This is a genomic window from Streptomyces sp. NPDC015144 (genome assembly GCF_043079735.1).
In the GTDB taxonomy this organism is placed as follows: Bacteria; Actinomycetota; Actinomycetes; order Streptomycetales; family Streptomycetaceae; genus Streptomyces.
The window spans coordinates 309162-327679 of the sequence record NZ_JBIBUU010000005.1; the positions used below are offsets into that span (position 1 = coordinate 309162).

Consider the following 18518-nt stretch of genomic DNA (forward strand, 5'->3'; position numbering starts at 1 on the left):
ACCGCGATCGAAGCCGGGGTGGGTGCTCAGGGCTGGCCGTATCCGTCCAGGAAGTGCGCGATCCGGGTCACCGCGTCGGCCAGGTCCTCGGTCGTCGGCAGGGTGACCACCCGGAAATGGTCGGGTTCCGGCCAGTTGAATCCAGTGCCGTGCACGACCATGATCTTCTCGGCCCGCAGCAGATCGAGCACCATCTGCCGGTCGTCCTTGATCGGATAGACCTTGGGGTCCAGACGCGGGAAGAGGTACAGCGCCCCCTTCGGCTTCACGCAGGTCACACCGGGGATCCGGGTCAGCAGCTCATACGCGGTGTCCCGCTGCTCCCGGATGCGCCCGCCGGGCAGCACCAGGTCGTCGATCGACTGCCGGCCGCCGAGCGCGGTCGCCACGGCGTGCTGCGCGGGCATGTTGGCGCAGAGCCGCATGTTGGCCAGGATCGTCAGCCCCTCGATGTACGAGGAGGCGTGGGCCTTCGGGCCGCAGACGGCCAGCCAGCCCGAGCGGTAGCCGGCCACCCGGTAGTTCTTGGAGAGCCCGTTGAAGGTGAGGACCAGCAGGTCGGGGGCGATCGTGGCGGTCGGGGTGTGGGTCGCGCCGTCGTACAGGATCCGGTCGTAGATCTCGTCGGAGCAGACCACCAGGTTGTGGCGGCGGGCGATCTCGGTGAGCCCGCGCAGCATCTCCTCGTCGTACACCGCGCCGGTCGGGTTGTTCGGGTTGATGATCACCAGGGCCTTGGTGCGGTCGGTGATCCGCCGCTCGATGTCGGCGAGGTCCGGCATCCAGTCGGCCTGTTCGTCGCACCGGTAGTGCACCGCCCTGCCGCCGGCCAGCGACACCGAGGCCGTCCACAGCGGATAGTCCGGGGCCGGTACGAGCACCTCGTCGCCGTCGTCGAGCAGCGCCTGCATCGACATCTGGATCAGCTCGGAGACGCCGTTGCCCAGGTAGACGTCCTCGACGTCGAGCTCGACGCCCTTGGTCTGGTAGTGCTGCACCACCGCCCGCCGTGCGGACGGCAGCCCCTTCGCGTCCCCGTAGCCGTGCGCCCCGGCGACGTTGCGCAGGATGTCCTCCAGGATCTCGGGCGGGCACTCGAAACCGAACGCGGCCGGGTTGCCGGTGTTCAGTTTGAGGATGCGGTGACCGGCCGCTTCCAGCCGCATCGCCTCCTCCAGCACCGGACCCCGGATCTCGTAGCAGACGTTGGCGAGCTTCGTGGACTGGATGACCTGCATGCCCGGGAGCTTACGGCCGTCCGCGCCCGGCGCCGGGGTATTCGTCCACAAACGCCCCCACCGCCCCGCCCGTCCTGTCCGGCCCCGACTTCCATCGCCATGCGCCCGTCGTCCCGCGCCGTGGGAACGCCGGGCGGGAGCGCCGCCGCGGCTTCGAATGCACCGGAGAACGGGCGGGACGGGCCCGGACGGGTGAGATGCGCCACGGCCCGTCCCGTCCCGGCCCGTTACCCGGGCAGCCAGGTGTCCGACGGCAGGTGGATGCCGAACTCGGCGGCCAGCACCCGCAGGACCTCGTCGCCGTCGGCCAGCTCCCGCACCTCGCGGCCGCCGTCGTCCGCCGTCACCGTGAGGGTGCGTCCGGCCAGCGACAGATGGGCGCCCGGGACGGTCCGCTGAACATGGACCCCGGTCCTGAACGGGGAGCGCGGGTGGGTCGCGATGTGCCAGTTCATGACCTCGAAATCCGGGGCCTCGAAGGGCTCCAGGGTGAACGCGTACAAGGACTCCCACGTCCCCTCGGCGGTGTACGCCTGGAGCTCCCACCGCTCCAGCGGGCCGTCGTGAGGGGTGGTCACGAGCCGGTGGTGGCGCGGGCCGGCGTGCGACTCGGCGCCCGCGACCAGCGGAATCGGCTCCAGCAGCCCGCTGCTGGAGCCGAAGCCCACGTCCGCCAGGTACGGCGTGGACCCGCCCGGCACCGCCACGGTCATCAGCATGTGGGTGCGCGGCCGGACGGCACCGGGCGCGGCCCCCAGCACGACCCGCGCGCCCAGCGTGGTGACCCGGAATCCGAGCGCGGTCAGCGCGGCGGCGAACAGGGTGTTGTGCTCGAAGCAGTAGCCGCCGCGCCGGCCGCGGACGAGCTTCGCCTCCAGGTCGGCGAGGGCGAGCGAGGGTGCGCTGCCGAGGACCGGATCCAGGTTCTCGAAGGGGATGGCCAGGGCGTGGGCGCGGTGTACGGCGCGCAGCACCTCCGCGGTCGGCCGGTGCGCCCCGGGGAGGCCGATCCGGGTGAGGTAGGCGTCGAGGTCGAGCGGGTGGGCGCGGTCGGAAGTCATGTCCGTGACGGTAATGCGGTGGCGCGATCGGACGCCTCCGGCCCGGGGCGGAGGCGGGCTGGTCCTTCGGTCCGACGTCCCGGGGCGGTCCGGGACCGGGGTGATCCGGGACCGGGGTGGTTTGGGACCGGAGCGGTTCCGGGTCCGGGGGCGGCTGGAAACCGCCCCTTGTGGGGGGTCCTGTTGTACGCCAACATGCGCATGTCAATTTGGACAGGACTTCGCGGGCGGGGCCGTCGGGCTCCTGCCCGGGTCACTTGAGAGGACCCCCACATGAAGAAGCCTCTCGTCGGTGCGGTGTTCGCCGTCGCACTCCTCGGGGCGGGTGTCGCGCCCGCGACCGCCGCGACCGCTCCGGCCGGCGACGCGACGGCGCCCGCCGCCACGGTGAAGGCCAAGCCCGGGGTGAAGGCGGTCAATTTCGCCGGGACCGTGGCGCTGAGCAACTGTTCCGGCTCCGTCGTGCGCACCCCCAGCTCCCAGCCGGGCGACCCCGCGCTGGTGCTCTCCAACGGGCACTGCATGGAGACCGGGTTCCCCGGCCCCGGCCAGGTCGTCCGCAACCAGCCGTCCACCCGCAGTTTCACCCTGCTGAACGCCTCGGGCACCGGCGTCGGCACCCTGCGCGCCAGCAAGATCGCGTACGGGACGATGACCGACACCGACATCTCGGTCTACCAGCTCACCAGCACCTACGCCCAGATCGAGAGCACCTACGGCATCAAGGCGCTGGAGCTCAACACCGCGCACCCGGTCCAGGGCACCGCCATCACGGTCGTGTCGGGCTACTGGAAGCGGACGTACGCCTGCAACATCGACGGCTTCGTCTACCGCCTCAAGGAAGGCTCGTGGACCTGGAAGGACTCGGTCCGCTACACCTCCGCCTGCCAGACCATCGGCGGCACGTCCGGCTCCCCGGTGATCGACAACGCGACCGGCAAGGTCGTCGCCGTCAACAACACCGGCAACGAGGACGGCCAGCGCTGCACGGACAACAACCCGTGCGAGGTCGACGAGAGCGGCAACGTGACGGTGCGCCAGGGCATCAACTACGCCCAGGAGACGTACGGCATCGTGCCGTGCATCGGCCCCGGCAACCAGTTCGACCTGAACCGCGCCGGGTGCGTCCTGCCCAAGCCGTGACCGGGTGACCCCGTCCGCCGCCGCGGCGCCCGCTCTCCTCCGGGTGCCGCGGCGGCGGCACGTCGTCCGTCACTCTCTCCCCGCACGGTCGACCGCCGCGGCGATCCCGTCGAGCAGCACGTCGAGTCCGGCCTCGAAGGTCGCCCGCGCCTCCCGTTCCAGGAACGGCACCGACTCCTCGCCCGGCGCGATGTCCCGGGGCGCGCTCGCCCCCTCCAGCGCGGCCAGGTCCGGATACCGCGCCGCGAAATCGGGCGCCACCTCGGCCAGCAGCGCCGAGCGCGCGAACCACCACCGCTCGTCCGGCTCGCCCGTCGCCGCCGCGGCCTGCCGCGCCTCGGCGACCGTCCCGGCGCAGCCGCGCACGAAATGGGACAGGGTGCCGATCAGCCGCCGCAGCAGAGACGCGTCGAGCCCCGTCGCGGTCAGCAGCCGCACCAGGGTGTCCAGCCCCGCGTACTCGTGCGGGCCGAGCACCGGGCGGGCCTGGGAGACCTGGAGCACCCACGGGTGGCGCAGGTGGAACTCCAGGCCGTCGTGGGCCCAGGCGGTGAGCCCGGCCCGCCAGTCGCCGTCGTCCGGGTAGTCGGCGGGCAGTTCGGCGTGGACCTGGTCGTACATCAGGTCCAGCAGCTCGCTCTTGCCGGGGACGTAGGTGTAGAGCGCCATCGCCGTGCGGCCGAGCCGCTCGCCCACCGCGCGCATCGACAGCGCGGCCATCCCCTCGGCGTCCGCGAGCCCGATCGCGGCCGCCACGATCGCGTCGACGCTCAGTGCGGGCCTCGGGCCGGGACCGGGGCGCCGCTCCGCCGGCTCCGGCCCCGCGCCGCGCCACAGCAGGGACATCGAGCGCCGGGCGTCGCCCTGTCCGGCAAAGACCACCACTTGCGACTCCTTACGCCGTAAAGTAACTTCTTCCGAGCAATTCCTTACGCCGTAAAGTATCAGTCGGGGAGCCGTCCCCGGCGGAGAGGTGGGGCCGCGATGGGACAGGCACTGGCCGTGTCGTACGTACGGGTCGTCGGCGTGGAGCGGATCACGCCGCGCACGGCGCGGATCGCCTTCACCGGGGAGGCGCTGGCCGAGCTGCTGGAGGACCGGCCCGACCAGCAGATGAAGCTCTGCTTCCCGCGGCCGGGCCAGGACCTGCCCCGGCTGCCGGAACCGGCCGCCGACGACACGTACGGCATGCGGTGGTACGAGGCGTACCTGGCGATCCCGGAGGCCGAGCGGCCGCTGCTGCGCGGCTTCACCGTGCGCGGCCACGACCGGGCGGCCGGGGTGATGACGGTCGACTTCGTGCTCCACGGCGACGACGGGCCCGCCGCCCGCTTCGGCCGCCGGGCGCGCCCCGGCGACGTGCTCGGCATGGTCGGGCCCTCGTCGCTGTACGCCCGTCCGCTGCCCGCCGCCGACTGGCTGCTGTTCGCCGGGGACGAGACCGCGCTCCCCGCGATCGGCACCCTGCTGGAGTCCCTGCCCGCCGGGGCGCGGGCGCTCGTCCGGGCCGAGGTCGCCGACGCGGCGGAGGAGCGCCCGCTGCCCTCGGCGGCGGAGGTGTCCGTGGAGTGGGTGCACCGGGACCGGGGCGGCTCGCTGCTGGACGCGGTGCGGGCGGCCCGGCTGCCCGAGGGGGCCGGGGCCGCGTGGCTGGCGGGCGAGGCGGGCACCGTACGGGCGCTCCGCCGCCACCTGGTCGAGGAGCGCGGGATGGACCGGAAGGCCGTGGAGTTCGCCGGGTACTGGCGGCGCAGCCTCACCCAGGACGACGCCCCGACCGAGGAGGACCTGGCCTGGGCGAAGGAACAGGGCGGCTTCTGACGGCCGCCCCCGCGCGTCGCCTACCGCGTTCCCCGGCCGCGGACGGACCGGCCCGCGAGGGTCTGGGTGCGGCGGCCGTCCTCGATGACGAAGCGGCCGTCGATCAGGACGTGCGGGATGCCCGTCGGCAGCGTGCGGGGCGCCTCGAAGGTGGCGCCGGCGGCCACCGTGAGCGGGTCGAGGAGGACGAGGTCGGCGCGGTAGCCCTCGCGGACGTACCCCCGGTCGGGCAGGCGCAGCCGCCTCGCCGGGCGCGAGGTGAGGTGGGCGACGCACTCCTCCAGCGAGAGGACGCCCAACTCCCTGACGTACCGGCCGAGATAGTGCGGGAAGGTGCCGTAGGCGCGGGGGTGCGGCTTCTCGCCCTGGAGGATGCCGTCGCTGCCGCCGGTGTGCACCCGGTGGCGCATGATGCGGCGCACGTTCTCCTCGTGGCCCACGTGCTGGAGGATCGTGGGGCCGAGCCGGTCCTCGACCAGCAGCCGGCGCGCGGTCGCCCAGGGCGTCTCGCCGCGCAGCCGGGCCGACTCGGCCACGGTGCGGCCGACGTGGTCGGCGAGGGCGGGCGTGCCCACCCCGGAGATCTCGATGGTGTCCCACTCGATCGGCACCCCGTGGCAGCCGTCCGAGCCCAGCTCCTCCAGATGGTGGCGGATCCGCTCGGCCGCGGCGTCGTCGGCGAGCCGCTCCAGCACCGCCCCGGGGCCGCCCTCGCCCGCCCAGCTCGGCAGCATCGCGAAGAGGGTGGTGCAGCCGGGGGTGTACGGGTACGTGTCGAGGGAGATGTCGGCGCCCGCGTCGAGCGCCTCGTCGAGCAGGGCGAGCAGCTCGGGCGCCCGGCCCTCGTTGACGCCGAAGTTCATGGTGGCGTGGGCGAGATGGAGGGGGCAGTCCGCCGCCCGGGTGAGCCGCACCATCTCCGCGTACGCGTCGAGCGCCCCCGCCCCGTACGAGCGGTGGTGCGGGCAGTAGTAGCCGCCGTGCGCGGCCACCACCCGGCACAGCTCGGTGAGTTCGGCGTCGTCCGCGTACATGCCCGGGGTGTAGGTGAGGCCGGAGGACATGCCGACCGCGCCCTCCGCCATGCCCCGGGCGACGAGCTCCTTCATCCGGTCCAGTTCGGCGGGGGAGGCGGGGCGGTCCTCCCAGCCCATCGCGTACATCCGGACGGTGCCCTGCGGGATCAGGTAGGCGGCGTTGACGGCGATGCCCCGCCCGCCGAAATTGCGGTCCAGCCGGTCCAGGTACTCGCCGACGGTGCGCCAGTCGAAGTCGACGTCCGTCTCCTCGGGCGCGCCGCCGTTCCAGCCGGAGATGGAGCGGCGCACCTCGGCGAGGGTCCGGTCGTCGACCGGGGCGTACGACAGGCCGTCCTGGCCGAGCACTTCGAGGGTGACGCCCTGCGCGGCCTTGGCGCTGTGGTCGGGGTCGCGGAGCAGCGCGAGGTCGCTGTGCGCGTGCATGTCGACGAAGCCGGGCGTGAGGGCCAGCCCGTCGGCGTCCAGGATCCGGCGGCCGGAGGGGCGGGGGCCCGCCGCGCCCTCCGGCCGGATCTCGGCGATCCGGCCGTCCCGGACGCCCACGTCGGCCCGGCGGCCCGGGGCGCCGGTGCCGTCGACGACGTACGCGTTGCGGATGACCAGGTCCATGGGGTGGTGCCTTTCGGGGGAGCGGCCGGGCGGATCAGAAGAAGGTGCGGACGTAGTCCGTGACCGTGCCGTCCTCGGTGACCAGCGGGATCAGCTGCCACTTGTCGAAGACGGTGCACGGGTGGGAGAGGCCGAGCCCCACCCAGTCGCCCACCTCCAGCCGCGCGTCCGGCCCGGTGCGCAGCCAGGTGTGCTGGTCGGAGAGGCGGTCGACCGTGATGTCCGTCGCGGGGCGGACCTCGCCGTCCCGGCCGGAGCGCACGAGCTGGGCCTCGGGGAGGTCGAGGTCGTAGGCGGCGTCCCGCTTGCCCGCGTTGAGGAAGGCCTGCGCGTCCGTGGGGCGGGAGACGACCTGCGCCCACAGCCGGAACGCGGGCCGCAGCGAGCCCTCCTCGGGCACCCGGTTGAACGGGGTGAGGTGGCGGTAGTGGATGTCGTCGTGCGAGACGTACGCCCCCGAGCGCAGCAGCTTCAGCACCGGCGCGGAGAGCTCCGGGATCCGCGCGAACACGTCCGCCACCGCGTCGAACCAGGCGCTGCCGCCCGCGCTGACCACGATCGGCTCGCCCGGCGCGAAGCGGCCCGCGCGGTCCAGGTCGACGGCGAGCGCCACGAGCCGGTGCAGCCAGTCGCGCACCCGCTCACCGGTCGCGTCCGGCACCTCGCCCTCGTAACCGGCCACGCCCACCAGCCGCAGCGTCCCGGTCGCCGCGACCGCGTCGGCCACCGCCGCGCACTCCGCCTCCGTACGGGCCCCGGTGCGGGCGCCCTCGCCCGCGCCCAGCTCCACGACGACGTCCACGGCCCGGGCGGCGCCCGCCTCCCGCAGCGCCGCGTCCATCAGCTCGACGCCGCGCACCGAGTCGACGTAGCAGACGAAGCGGAACTCCGGGTCGGCGTCCAGCTCCCCGGCGAGCCAGCGCAGCGCCGCCGCGTCCACCAGCTGGTTGGCGAGGAAGATCCGCCGGATGCCGAACGCCCGGTAGACCCGCGCCTGGTGCGGCACGGCGGCGGTGATGCCCCAGGCACCGTGCTCCAGCTGGCGGGCGAAGAGCTGCGGGGACATGGACGTCTTGCCGTGCGGGGCGAAGGCCAGCCCGTGGCGCTCGGCGTACGTGCGCAGCAGGACGAGGTTGTGCTCGACCGCCTCGGCGGACAGGGCGAGCACCGGGGTGGTGAAGCCGCCGGTGTGGAGGTTGCGCCGCTGGGCGGCGAGGGCGCCGACGGTCAGACCCTGCGCGTCGGGCGGCAGCGCCTTGAACCGGTGGTCGACCACCTCGGCGGCGAGTGCGCCGGCGCGTTCACCGGCGAGGGCCGTCGCGGACCGGTCGACCTGCTCGAGGGAGTGCTGGGTGGCCAAGAGGATCCTCCTCGATCACTCATGCGTTGCATTGTGTGCAACGATCATTGCGTATACCGCTCGTCCCTGTCTACCATCCGAGCCGACGCCCGTGGTCCGCCGCGTGCGTCCGTTCCGTATCCCGGACCCCCGTCCGCCAGACCTGCGAGGAGCCCCGCGTGTCCGGAACCCCGGCCAGGACCGCCGCCGGCACGGCCGCCGCCACCGACGTCGTGTGCCTCGGCGAGTCCATGGTGACGTTCCTGCCGTCGCGTCCCGGACGCCTCGCCGACGTCCCCTCCTTCGACCGGGGCATCGGCGGCGCAGAGTCCAACGTCGCCTGCGCCCTGGCCGCCGCCGGACACCGGGCGGCCTGGGTCAGCCGGGTCGGGGCGGACGGCTTCGGCGACCACCTCGTCGAGACGATCACGCGGTACGGGGTCGACACCTCCGGGGTGCGCCGCGACCCCTCCCGGCCCACCGGCGTCTACTTCCGCACCGCCACCGACCGGGCCACCGACACCCACGAGGTCGCCTACTACCGGGCCGGTTCCGCCGCCTCCGCGATGTCCCCCGACACCGTCCCCCGCACGGCGCTGCCCCCCGCCCGGATGCTCCACCTGTCCGGGATCACCGCCGCGCTCTCCACCGGCTGCCTGGCCCTGCTCCACCACCTGACCGAGGACCGGCCCGGCCGCCCGGCCGTCTCCTTCGACGTCAACCACCGCCCCGGCCTGTGGCGCGGCACCGACGCCTCCCCCCGCGTCCTCCTCGACCTGGCCCGCCGCGCCGACCTGGTCTTCGTCGGCGAGGACGAGGCGCGGGAAGCCTGGGGGGTGAACGGCGCGGAGGCGGTCCGGGCCGCCCTGCCGGAACCGTCCGTCCTGGTCGTGAAGCACGGCGCGGACGGCGTGACGGTCTTCTCGGGCACCGGGAGGAGCCCCGGCACCGTCACCACCGTCCCCGCCCTCCACGTGGACGTCGTCGCCCCCGTCGGCGCGGGCGACGCCTTCGCCGCCGGATTCCTCTCCGCCACCCTGCGCGGCCTCCCGGTCCGCGACCGCGCCCGCCACGGCCACCTGATGGCCGCCGCCGTCCTCACCGTCCCCGGCGACCTCACCGAACCCCCCGCCCGCGCGCACGCCGACGCCCTTGCCGCACTGGACGACGCCGCCTGGGGGAGACTTCGTCTCGGCCCCGGCTGGACGGGGGACGACCAGGAGGTACGTACGACATGAGCCAGACCGTCGACCGGGCGCTGAGCATCCTGCCCCTGCTGGCCCAGGGGCCCGCCGACCTCGGCCAGGTCGCCGAGCGGCTCGGCGTCCACAAGTCCACCGCGCTGCGCCTGCTCCGTACGCTCCACGAGCACGGCCTCGTCCACCGCCAGCAGGACCAGCGCTACCGCCTGGGCGCCCGCCTCTTCTCCCTCGCCCAGGAGGCCGTCGAGAACCTCGACGTACGCGAGATCGCCCACCCCTACCTCGTCGAACTCAACGAGAGCTGCGGCCACACCGTGCATCTCGCGGTCTACGAGGAGCAGGAGGTCCTCTACATCGACAAGGTGGAGAGCCGCTACCCGGTCAGGATGTACTCGCGGATCGGCAAGCCCGTCGCGATCACCGTCGCCGCCGTCGCGAAACTGCTCCTCGCCGACCTCCCCGAGTCCGAGCGGCGCACCATCGCCGAACGGCTCGACTACCCCATGTACACGCCCCGTTCGACCCCGAACGCCGGCGCGTTCCTCAAGGAACTGGCCGTCGTCCGCGAACAGGGCTGGGCCACCGACCTCGGTGGCCACGAGGAGTCCATCAACTGCGTCGGCGCCCCCATCCGGGGCGCGGACGGACGGGTCGTCGCCGCGATGTCGGTCTCGGCGCCCAACGTCGTCGTCACGGCGGAGGAACTCCTCACCCTGCTCCCGCTGGTGCGCCGCACCGCCGAGTCCATCAGCCGGGAGTACTCCGGCACCCCCCGACCCAAGAAGGCCTGAACTGCCATGACCGAGAAGACCGCCCTCACCCCGAGCACCCACACCACGCCCCCCGCGAAGTTCTCGCACGGGGTGAGGAAGGGGAACATCCTCCAGGTCGCCGGACAGGTCGGCTTCCTGCCCGCCGTGGCCGGCCAGGCCCCGACCCCGGCCGGACCGACCCTGCGCGAGCAGACCCTCCAGACCTTCGCCAACGTCAAGGCGATCCTGGAGGAGGGCGGCGCGAGCTGGGACGACGTGATGATGATGCGCGTCTACCTCACGGACGTCGACCACTTCGCCGAGATGAACGAGATCTACAACGCCTACTTCGCCGAGCAGAACCTCACGGCGCCCCCGGCCGCCCGCACGACGGTCTACGTCGGCCTCCCCAAGGGCCTGCTGATCGAGATCGACGCCCTCGCGGTCCTCGGCTGAACCACCGGCCCGGGTGGTCCGGCCGGGCACGGTCCGGCCGGACGGCCCCGGAGCAGCCGGTGACGCCGGGGCACGCACGGCGCCGCGGTCAGGCAGCCGAGGCGCAGATGACGCTCTTGCCGTGATCCACCGGCCAGTACCAGAACCGCTCGCCCCCGGACGGGCAGGTCCAGCTGGTGCCGGGCGCGGGGGCCCGGTAGTAGCCGGTGATCCGCAGGATCGACTGCCCGGCCACCGGCACGGTCGAGGCGTTGCAGCTCCAGACCACCGTCAGGTCGGCGTTGGTGGCCCCCTGGACCTTCGCCGGGAAGCACTGGCCCACCTGGTACACCCGGTCCAGGCAGAGTGTGCGCACCACCCCGTCCGCGCCGGTCTTCCGCCACCAGGTGTAGCCCGCCCCGCTGTCGCAGGAAGTGGACGCCCCGGCGGCGGTGCTCACCCGGCTGACGTGCATGTACGCGTTGGCCGCCCGGCAGCCCACCCGGACCGGGCGGGTGGCGCTCATGGTGCCGTGACCGTCGTTGTACACGTCCAGGCAGTCACCGGCGCGCACTGCGGCGAAGGCCAGATCGGTGGCGTCCGGGGTGGGCGTGGGTGTGGGTGTCGGCGTGGGGGTCGGGGTCGGCGTCGGCTCGTCGTCGCCGGAGTCGTCGGTGCCGGAACCGCTGCCGGAACCGTAGGTCGTGGTGTCGTGCGTACGGGAGCCCGGGCCGGTGCCCGCGACGGAACCGGCGCCGGCCGAGACGCCGGAGGAGCCCGAGCCGCCGGACGGCTTCGAGGCGTCCCAGGGCTGCCAGATCAGCAGACCGACGACGATCAGGGCGACCAGCCAGCCCCAGTTCGAGGAGGAACCTGAGGAGGACGAGGAGGACGGGGTGGCGGTGGCGGCCCGCGCCCGGTCGGCCCGTTCCGCCCGCTCCCGTTCCTTGCGTTCCCGTTCCGCGCGCTCGCGCTGGATCCGGCGGGCCCGTTCGGCCCGCTGCCGCTCGGCCTGCTCCTGCTTGGCCCGCTCCCGTTCCGCCCGCTCGCGCTCGGCCCGTTCGGCCCGCTCCGCGCGTTCCCGCTCCGCCCGCTCGGCCCGTTCCGCCCGTTCCCGCTCGGCGTGTTCGGCCCGTTCGAGCTCCTCGCGCTCCCGCTCGGCCTGCTCCGCCCGCTGCCGCTCCGCCAGCTCCAGGAGGGCCGCCATCTCCCGCCGGGTGCGGTCGCGGCGGCGGGCCCGGTCGCGGTCCGCGCGGGCCTGCCGCTCGGGCGAGTAGATCAGCGTCGGCCGGGGCGGCTCGACCACCCGGGTGCGCTGCTCGGAGGCGCCCCGCCCGGCGGTCGGGGCCGTCGGACCGGACCGCCGCCCGTCCGCCAGTTCCCGGCCCTGGTCCGCGTACTGCCCGATCAGCGTCGTCCACCGGGGCGGCAGCCAGCGCGCGCCGCTCCGCGTCGCGGGCATCCCGGCCTGGGCCCGGCGGAACCGGGCGAGGAGTTCGGCGGGTTCGGGGCGCCGGTCCGGGTCGAGGTCCAGACAGGGCCGGACCGTCCCGACGAGCTCCTTGGGCAGTCCGGTGAGGTCGAGCTCGCCGCGCTGGACGCGGGCCAGCAGCCGCAGCGTGTTGCCGTCGTCGGTGTAGGGCGGGCGGCCGGTGGCGAGCAGGAAGAGCGTCGCGCCGAGCGAGTAGACGTCGGAGGCGGCCGTGGACGCCTCGCCGCGCGCCTGCTCGGGCGAGGTGAAGGCGATGGTGCCGAGGGTGAGCCCGGTCAGGGTGAGGTCGCTGGCGTGCGAGATGCCGAAGTCGATGACCCGGGGGCCGTCCAGCGGGAGCAGCACGTTCTGCGGCTTCACGTCCCGGTGCACGATGCCCACCCCGTGCAGGGTGACCAGGGCCTGCGCGGTCCCGGCGGCGATCCACCGCACGGCCGAGGCGGGCAGCACCCCGCAGCCCCGGGCCAGTTCGGCGAGCGAGGGCGCGGCGATGTAGTCGATGGCCATCCAGGGCCGCTCGGCGTCCGCGTCGGCGTCCCGCACCCGCGCCGTGTACGCGCTGTCGACCCGCTGCGCCAGCGCCACCTCACGGGCGAAGCGCCGCCGGTCGACCGCGCCGACCTCCCCCTCGGCCAGCAGGGTCTTCACCGCGACGAGCCCCTGCCCGCCGCCCCGGCCACCGGCCCGCGCCAGGTAGATCCGCCCCATGCCGCCGGACGCCAGCCGCCCGATCAGACGGTACGGCCCGAGCGTCGCGGGATCGTCCTCGCTCAGCCTCTGAATCCGTGCCCCGGCCATGTCCCCGCCCCCCTGTCACACCACCGTCGAGCCCCACAACGGTGCCATGAGCACGCCCGGACGGCCATGGAGGGCGGGCCGTCCGGGCACTCTGTTGCCTGTCCGGGACATGTCCTGCACATGCGGCAGCGCCGCCGGGGGAGCGGCGGCGCTGCCGGTCGGGGTGGCCGGCCGTGGGTTACGGCAGGCCGTGCACGTGCGGAGCCACCGCGTTGGACCAGGCGTTGCCCGACTTGGCGTCCCATGCGGTCGACCAGGTCATGGCGCCCCGGATGCCCGGGTACGTCTTCGAGGGCTTGAAGGAACCGCAGTTGGTGCCGGAGGCCAGGCAGTCCAGGGCCGCGTTCACGACCGAGGGGGAGACGTAGCCGCCGCCCGCCGCGCTGGTGGAGGCGGGCACGCCGAGTCCGACCTGCGACGGGGCGAGGCCGCCCTCCAGCTGGATGCAGGCGAGCGCGGTGAGGAAGTCCACCGAGCCCTGCGAGTAGACCTTGCCGTCGCAGCCGAGCATCGCACCGCTGTTGTAGTACTGCATGTTGACGACGGTCAGGATGTCCTTGATGTTGAGCGCCGTCTTGAAGTACTCGCCCCCGGTCGACTGCATGTCGATGGTCTGCGGGGCCATGGTGATGACGAGGCCGGAGCCCACCTTCTGCGACAGGGAGCGCAGCGCCTTCGTCATGTACGTGGAGTTGAGGCCGTTCTCCAGGTCGATGTCGACGCCGTTGAAGCCGTACTCCTGGATGAGCGAGTAGAGGGAGTTGGCGAAGTTGGTCGCCGAGGCGTCGCTGTTGACGGAGACGGTGCCCTTCTCGCCGCCGACCGAGATGATGACGTTCTTCCCGGCCGCCTGCTTCGCCTTGATGTCGGCCTTGAACTGGTCGACGGTGTAGCCGTTCAGCCCGGCGGAGTCCAGGTTGAAGGTGACCGCGCCCGGAGTGCTGGTGGCGTCGGCGAAGGAGACCGCGATGATGTCGTAGTTCGCGGGCACGTCGCTGAGCTTCTGGACGGTCGCGCCGTTGTTGAAGTTCTGCCAGTAGCCGGTGACCGCGTGCTTCGGGACGGAGGTGCCGGGGTTCGGGTTGCCGCCGCCCTCCTTGGCCGTACGGGCGCTCACCGCGGCGGACTTGACGGACTCGCCCGCCGCGTTGGTCGCCGTCACCGCGAACTGGTACGCCGTGTCGGCGGTGAGTCCGGTGACGGTCGCGGAGCTGCCGGTGGCCGTGGTGGCCTTCTGGCCGTCCCGGTAGACGGTGTAGCCGGTCGCGCCGGAGACCGCGTTCCAGGAGAGCTGGACGGAGCTGGTGGTGGTCGCGCCGACCGAGAGTCCGGCGGGGGCGGCCGGGACGGTCGGGTCGGGGTCGGAACCGCCCCCGCCGTCGGGGCCGTTCACCGAGACGTCGTCGACGAGATAGGCGGCCTGCCCGTACCAGCCGTGCGTGTAGATCTCCACGGAGGTGGTGCTGGGGCCGGTCTTGAAGCTGGTGTTGAGCTGGGTCCAGGCGGAGGAGCCGGGCGACCAGGTCGACACGTCGGTGGTGCCGGTGCCGCTCGCGCCGAGGTACGCGTAACCGCCCTGCACCCAGGAGCTGAGCGCGTACGTCGAGTTGGGCTTCACGGCCACGGTCTGGGAGCAGCGTGCGGTGTCCTGGCCGGCCGGGGTCGCCCTGAGGGCGGCGGAGCCGCCGTGCACGGGCGAGGAGACGGTGGCGCCGCTGCCGTTGGTGCAGGTCCAGTTGGCGAGCCCGGACTCGAAGCCCGCGTTCTTGGCGACGTTGATGTCGGCGGCCTGGGCGCTGGAGACCAGGCCCGTGGCGGTCAGCGCGACGGCCGCGAGGACGGCCGTGGCGGCGCCGCGCCGGATCCGGCGTCCGCGGACTCTGTGGGCGCCGAGGGGAGAACGTTCCACTTGCTGCCTCCGTGGGGAGTCGGTGATGCCTGCCGGGGCGGCCGGGCGGGCCGGCGGGGTGGACCGGCGCCGCCCGGGACGGACGACAGGTGACGGGGGGAAGACGGGGATGTGGAGCCGAGGGAACGGTGGCCACCGCTGGCCGACAAAACTGGTCCAGACCAATAGAGTTGTCAAGACCTCTGGCAGCGGAAGACTCTCCCGCGACCCGTCGCGAACGGCTCCCGGCTCCGCGCCGCGGCCGACCCGCGCCCGCTCCGTTTAGGGCCCGCGGAGCCCGTCGCGCGGGCCCGAAGTCACGTTCCCGTAGCCGTACATTGACGTTTTGTTGACCTCCCGGAACCGTGTTCGGGTGATCCTGCGGGGGTGCTCGGACAGTGAGCGTCCGGCCCTTCTGCGGGGGCCGTGCGGGAGGACCCGCCGGTTCCGGATCCGTGTTGACGTGCGTCGATGAAGGTCCGGACCGGACGACGGGAAGGCGGGGCGGTAACCCTCCGCAGTCGTACAGAATTTGACGATTTTCGATTTGCTCCGATTTAGCACGGGGGTGTTACGCGGGCGCCCCGTGACTGTTGTCGGAATGCCCCTCGAAAAGTGTTCTCTGCCAGGTAGGACGTGGATAAAGTGCTGAACCAGACCGCGGAGCAGGAGCGATTGCGGCCGACGCCATGAGCGGCGTCCGGCCGGAGCCGAAACGGGGAACAGCGTGCCGACCGCAATAGCAGTGACCAGTGCTGATCTGGTACTTCCTCCTACCGATCAGCAGACACCGACGGCTGCCCTGTTGCAGGCTCCGGACGCCCAGGCGCTGGACATGGCCATCGGTGACATGCACGTACTGCTGGAGCAGCACGGCTACGTCGTCGCGGTCTACCCGTCCAGCATCGCGCCCGCCCACGAGCGCCGGCTCTACTCCGTGCGCTCGGTCCTGGAGAGCGACCGCATCGCCCTGGTCAAGGTGGACCTTCCGCCGCTGGGTGTCGCCGTCCTCGTCAGGCAGTTGCGCCAGCTGTCGATCTGTGACTTCAGCCCCGGGGTGGTCGCCTCCGCCGCCCGGCTGCTGACGCACTACATCCACGCGGGCGCCCTGCTCCACTCGGTCACCAAGTTCGACCGCATCCCGGTCGACCTCAAAACCCATGCCAAGTCCTGGGTGCCGGGCTCCCAGTTCGTCGCCGTCGCGAGCCCCGATCCGCGGCTGGTCAAGATCGGCCCGAAGGACGGCCCGCCGGCCGGACCCGAATTCGGCACCCACCTCGTGACCGCCAAAGGCCAGTCGCAGTCCGAGTGGGTGAAGGAAACCCTCGCACCCGCATGGCAGGTCCAGGCCATTCAGGAGTCCGCCCTCCCGTCCCAGTCCCCGGCATGGTGGGGAACCGGGAAATTGGTGGAATTCGCCGCCTATCTGCCAGACCTCTCCGTCCTGTACCAATTGGTGGCCTCCGTACGTCGGGAGAGCTGCCACTGGTGCGGAATGGAACTCATCGGTGATCTTTGCGGGTTCTGCTCCTCCCCGCTTCCCGCGACCGAGAACCGAAACAACTCCGCCGGTGTCCTCAGCCATGAAGCGCTCGTTCCTCCGCACTCCTAGCGCTTCCGCTTTCCTCCGTAGACGCCCTTCCGTCCGCTGCCCCATGCATCCGAATCGAACGAGGTTGTCCGGCCCATGAACTCCCGTCAGCGCCGTGGCGTGATACTCCTGCTTTTGTCGGTTCTGTGCGCCTTCGGCGCCTTCGCCGGCGTGCTCTCGGTGATCAGTGACGTCAATTCCAAGGTCGGCCCCGAGGTCGGGGCCTATCAGCTCAAGTCCGACGTGGCGCCCTACACCGCCCTGTCCGCCGGGCAGTTCGAGAAGGTCTCGATGCCCAAGCGCTGGCTCTCCCGCAACGCCGTCACCGACCTCTCCGAGGTAAACGGCAAGATCGCCGTCACCCAGCTGCGCAAGGGCTCCCTGCTCCAGTCCGACATGATGCAGCGCCGCCCCGAGCTCCAGCCCGGTGAGCAGGAGATCGCGATCATGATCGACGCCGCGACCGGTGTCGCGGGCAAGATCACCCCCGGTGCCACCGTCAACATCTACGCCACCTTCGCCGGCGAGCGCGACGGCGAGGCGTCCCAGTCGAAGGTCATCGTCTCCAACGCCAAGGTCCTGGACGTCGGCAAGCTGACCGCCCTGGAGCCCCGCCAGGACGGCAAGTCCAACATGGGCACCGAGGCCGTCCCGATCACCTTCGCGCTCAACACGCTCGACACCCAGCGCATCGCCTACGCCGAGTCCTTCGCGGAGCACGTGCGCCTCGCGCTGCTGGCCTCCGGCAGCGACAGCACCATCCGTCCGGGCGACCGCACCTACACGCTCGACAAGGACAAGTGAGGGTCGAATGTCCACGAGGATCCTCCCGGCCGTCGGTGATGTCGACGCGGCCAGATCCGTCACCACCCTGCTCAGCCAGCTCCCGGAAGCGGAGCCGGCCGCACCGGTCAGTGATTCGACGCAGCTCATCGACACCCTCGCCCGGCTCGCCGGCGAATCGCTCGACGACCTGCCCGAGGTCGTGCTGGTCCACGAGCGGATCGGGCCGGTGCCGGCGCTGGAACTGATCCGGGAGGTCTCCCTCCGCTTCCCCGCCATCGGGGTCGTCCTGATCACCGCCGATGTCACCCCCGGTCTGTTCTCGTCCGCGATGGAGTCGGGTGCGCGCGGTGTCGTCACCCTCCCCCTCAGTTACGAAGAACTGGCCAACAGGGTTCAATCGGCGGCCCAGTGGTCCCTCGGGGTCCGCCGCCACCTGACCACCGGGACCGAGGTCTTCACCGGTCCCGGCGGTACGGTCATCACGGTCAGCGGAGCCAAGGGCGGGGTCGGCGCCACCGTCACCGCCGTGCAGCTGGCCCTGGCGGCCCAGGCGTCCGGGCGCACCGTCGCCCTGGTCGACATGGACCTCCAGGCCGGCGACATCGGCTCGTACCTCGACGTGCAGTTCCGCCGCTCGATCGTCGACCTGTCGTCGATCACCGACATCTCGCCCCGGGTGCTGGCCGACGCCGTGTTCAGCCACGGCACCGGCCTGGCGCTGCTGCTGGCCCCCGGTGAGGGCGAGAGCGCCGAGGAGGTCAGCGACCGCTCGGCCCGCCAGATCGTCAGCGCCCTGCGCTCGCGCCACGAGGTCGTGGTCATCGACTGCGGCAGCCAGCTCAACGGCGCCAACGCCGCGGCCATCGAGATGGCCGACAGCGCGCTGCTGGTCACCACACCCGACGTGATCGCGGTTCGCGGGGCCAAGCGGGTGGTACGGATGTGGGACCGGCTCCAGATCCGCAAGGCGGAGGAGACGGTCACCGTCGTCAACCGCTTCATCCGCAACACCGAGATCCAGCCGCAGCTGATCGAGAAGATCACCGGCACCACCACGGCCGACACGGCCATCCCCGCCAACTTCAAGGAACTGCAGAGCGTGGTCGACGCGGGTCGACTGCACGAACTCGACTCCAAGAGCACGGTCAAACAGGCCCTCTGGGCCCTTGCGGGCGAGCTGGGCATCGTCAAGGTTCCTGAGAAGGCCGAGAAGAACGGCGCGAAGAGCACCGCGAAGTTCAAGAACGACCGAGGCTCGATCGGACGCCGACGCGACCGCGACGGCGCCCGGAACCGGGCGACGACCCAGGGGGCAAGTTGACC

General features: G+C 72.5%; 15 protein-coding genes. 8 read left to right on the forward strand and 7 right to left on the reverse strand.

Translation table 11 applies throughout. The features are described from left to right. Positions 1-26: 26 nt before the first annotated feature. The gene (locus ACF08W_RS12125) at positions 27-1238 is read right to left on the reverse strand and encodes a pyridoxal phosphate-dependent aminotransferase (protein ID WP_352273414.1); all 1212 of its coding nucleotides are present in this window, start codon (positions 1236-1238) and stop codon (positions 27-29) included. Between the two features lie 227 nt (positions 1239-1465). Further along, the gene (locus ACF08W_RS12130) at positions 1466-2299 is read right to left on the reverse strand and encodes an arylamine N-acetyltransferase (RefSeq protein WP_392279196.1); all 834 of its coding nucleotides are present in this window, start codon (positions 2297-2299) and stop codon (positions 1466-1468) included. A gap of 273 nt (positions 2300-2572) precedes the next feature. Here ACF08W_RS12130 and ACF08W_RS12135 point away from each other — a divergent pair, with 273 nt between their 5' ends. Continuing rightward, positions 2573-3442 carry a serine protease gene (locus tag ACF08W_RS12135; protein WP_352273412.1) on the forward strand — a complete coding sequence of 290 codons (870 nt, stop codon included), beginning with the start codon at positions 2573-2575 and terminating at the stop codon, positions 3440-3442. A 69-nt stretch (positions 3443-3511) separates the two neighbouring features. Here ACF08W_RS12135 and ACF08W_RS12140 read toward each other — a convergent pair whose 3' ends face one another. Next, positions 3512-4327, reverse strand: a complete 816-nt coding sequence (locus tag ACF08W_RS12140) for a TetR/AcrR family transcriptional regulator (protein WP_392279197.1) — start codon at positions 4325-4327, stop codon at positions 3512-3514. A 99-nt stretch (positions 4328-4426) separates the two neighbouring features. Between ACF08W_RS12140 and ACF08W_RS12145 the strand changes: the two genes are divergently transcribed. After that, positions 4427-5263, forward strand: a complete 837-nt coding sequence (locus ACF08W_RS12145) for a siderophore-interacting protein (RefSeq protein ID WP_385214377.1) — start codon at positions 4427-4429, stop codon at positions 5261-5263. 20 nt (positions 5264-5283) lie between these two features. On the opposite strand, the gene ACF08W_RS12150 is transcribed toward ACF08W_RS12145, so the two are convergent. Together ACF08W_RS12150 and ACF08W_RS12155 are read right to left on the reverse strand one after the other, a co-directional pair. After that, positions 5284-6912: an amidohydrolase family protein gene (locus ACF08W_RS12150; protein ID WP_392279198.1), complete on the reverse strand. Its 1629-nt coding sequence runs from the start codon at positions 6910-6912 to the stop codon at positions 5284-5286. 34 nt (positions 6913-6946) lie between these two features. Next, positions 6947-8188 (reverse strand): alanine racemase, encoded by a 1242-nt coding sequence (locus ACF08W_RS12155; protein WP_352273626.1) that lies wholly within the window; start codon positions 8186-8188, stop codon positions 6947-6949. Positions 8189-8430: 242 nt separating this feature from the next. Here ACF08W_RS12155 and ACF08W_RS12160 point away from each other — a divergent pair, with 242 nt between their 5' ends. Genes ACF08W_RS12160 through ACF08W_RS12170 form a run of 3 tightly spaced genes read left to right on the forward strand, consistent with a single transcriptional unit; the run spans position 8431 to position 10661 of the window. Then, a complete protein-coding gene (locus ACF08W_RS12160) occupies positions 8431-9489 on the forward strand; it encodes a sugar kinase (RefSeq protein WP_392279199.1) in 1059 nt (352 codons plus the stop codon). Beyond that, positions 9486-10244: an IclR family transcriptional regulator gene (locus ACF08W_RS12165; protein ID WP_392279200.1), complete on the forward strand. Its 759-nt coding sequence runs from the start codon at positions 9486-9488 to the stop codon at positions 10242-10244. Before ACF08W_RS12160 ends, ACF08W_RS12165 begins: the two co-directional genes overlap by 4 nt. Before the next feature lie 6 nt (positions 10245-10250). Then, on the forward strand, positions 10251-10661 hold the full coding sequence (locus tag ACF08W_RS12170) for a RidA family protein (RefSeq protein WP_352273406.1): 411 nt from the start codon (positions 10251-10253) through the stop codon (positions 10659-10661). A gap of 88 nt (positions 10662-10749) precedes the next feature. On the opposite strand, the gene ACF08W_RS12175 is transcribed toward ACF08W_RS12170, so the two are convergent. Then, complete coding sequence (locus ACF08W_RS12175; RefSeq protein WP_392279201.1) at positions 10750-12930, reverse strand: serine/threonine-protein kinase; 2181 nt, start codon at positions 12928-12930, stop codon at positions 10750-10752. A 178-nt stretch (positions 12931-13108) separates the two neighbouring features. Further along, entirely contained in the window at positions 13109-14839 is a 1731-nt protein-coding gene (locus ACF08W_RS12180; RefSeq protein WP_385214363.1) for a chitinase, read from the reverse strand. 724 nt (positions 14840-15563) lie between these two features. On the opposite strand from ACF08W_RS12180, the gene ACF08W_RS12185 reads away from it, so the two are divergent. From ACF08W_RS12185 to ACF08W_RS12195, 3 genes are all read left to right on the forward strand, one after another. After that, positions 15564-16430 carry a hypothetical protein gene (locus ACF08W_RS12185; protein ID WP_352273403.1) on the forward strand — a complete coding sequence of 289 codons (867 nt, stop codon included), beginning with the start codon at positions 15564-15566 and terminating at the stop codon, positions 16428-16430. A gap of 75 nt (positions 16431-16505) precedes the next feature. Then, complete coding sequence (cpaB, locus tag ACF08W_RS12190) at positions 16506-17213, forward strand: Flp pilus assembly protein CpaB (RefSeq protein ID WP_352273402.1); 708 nt, start codon at positions 16506-16508, stop codon at positions 17211-17213. 7 nt (positions 17214-17220) lie between these two features. Further along, a complete protein-coding gene (locus ACF08W_RS12195; protein WP_352273401.1) occupies positions 17221-18516 on the forward strand; it encodes an AAA family ATPase in 1296 nt (431 codons plus the stop codon). Positions 18517-18518 lie beyond the last annotated feature (2 nt).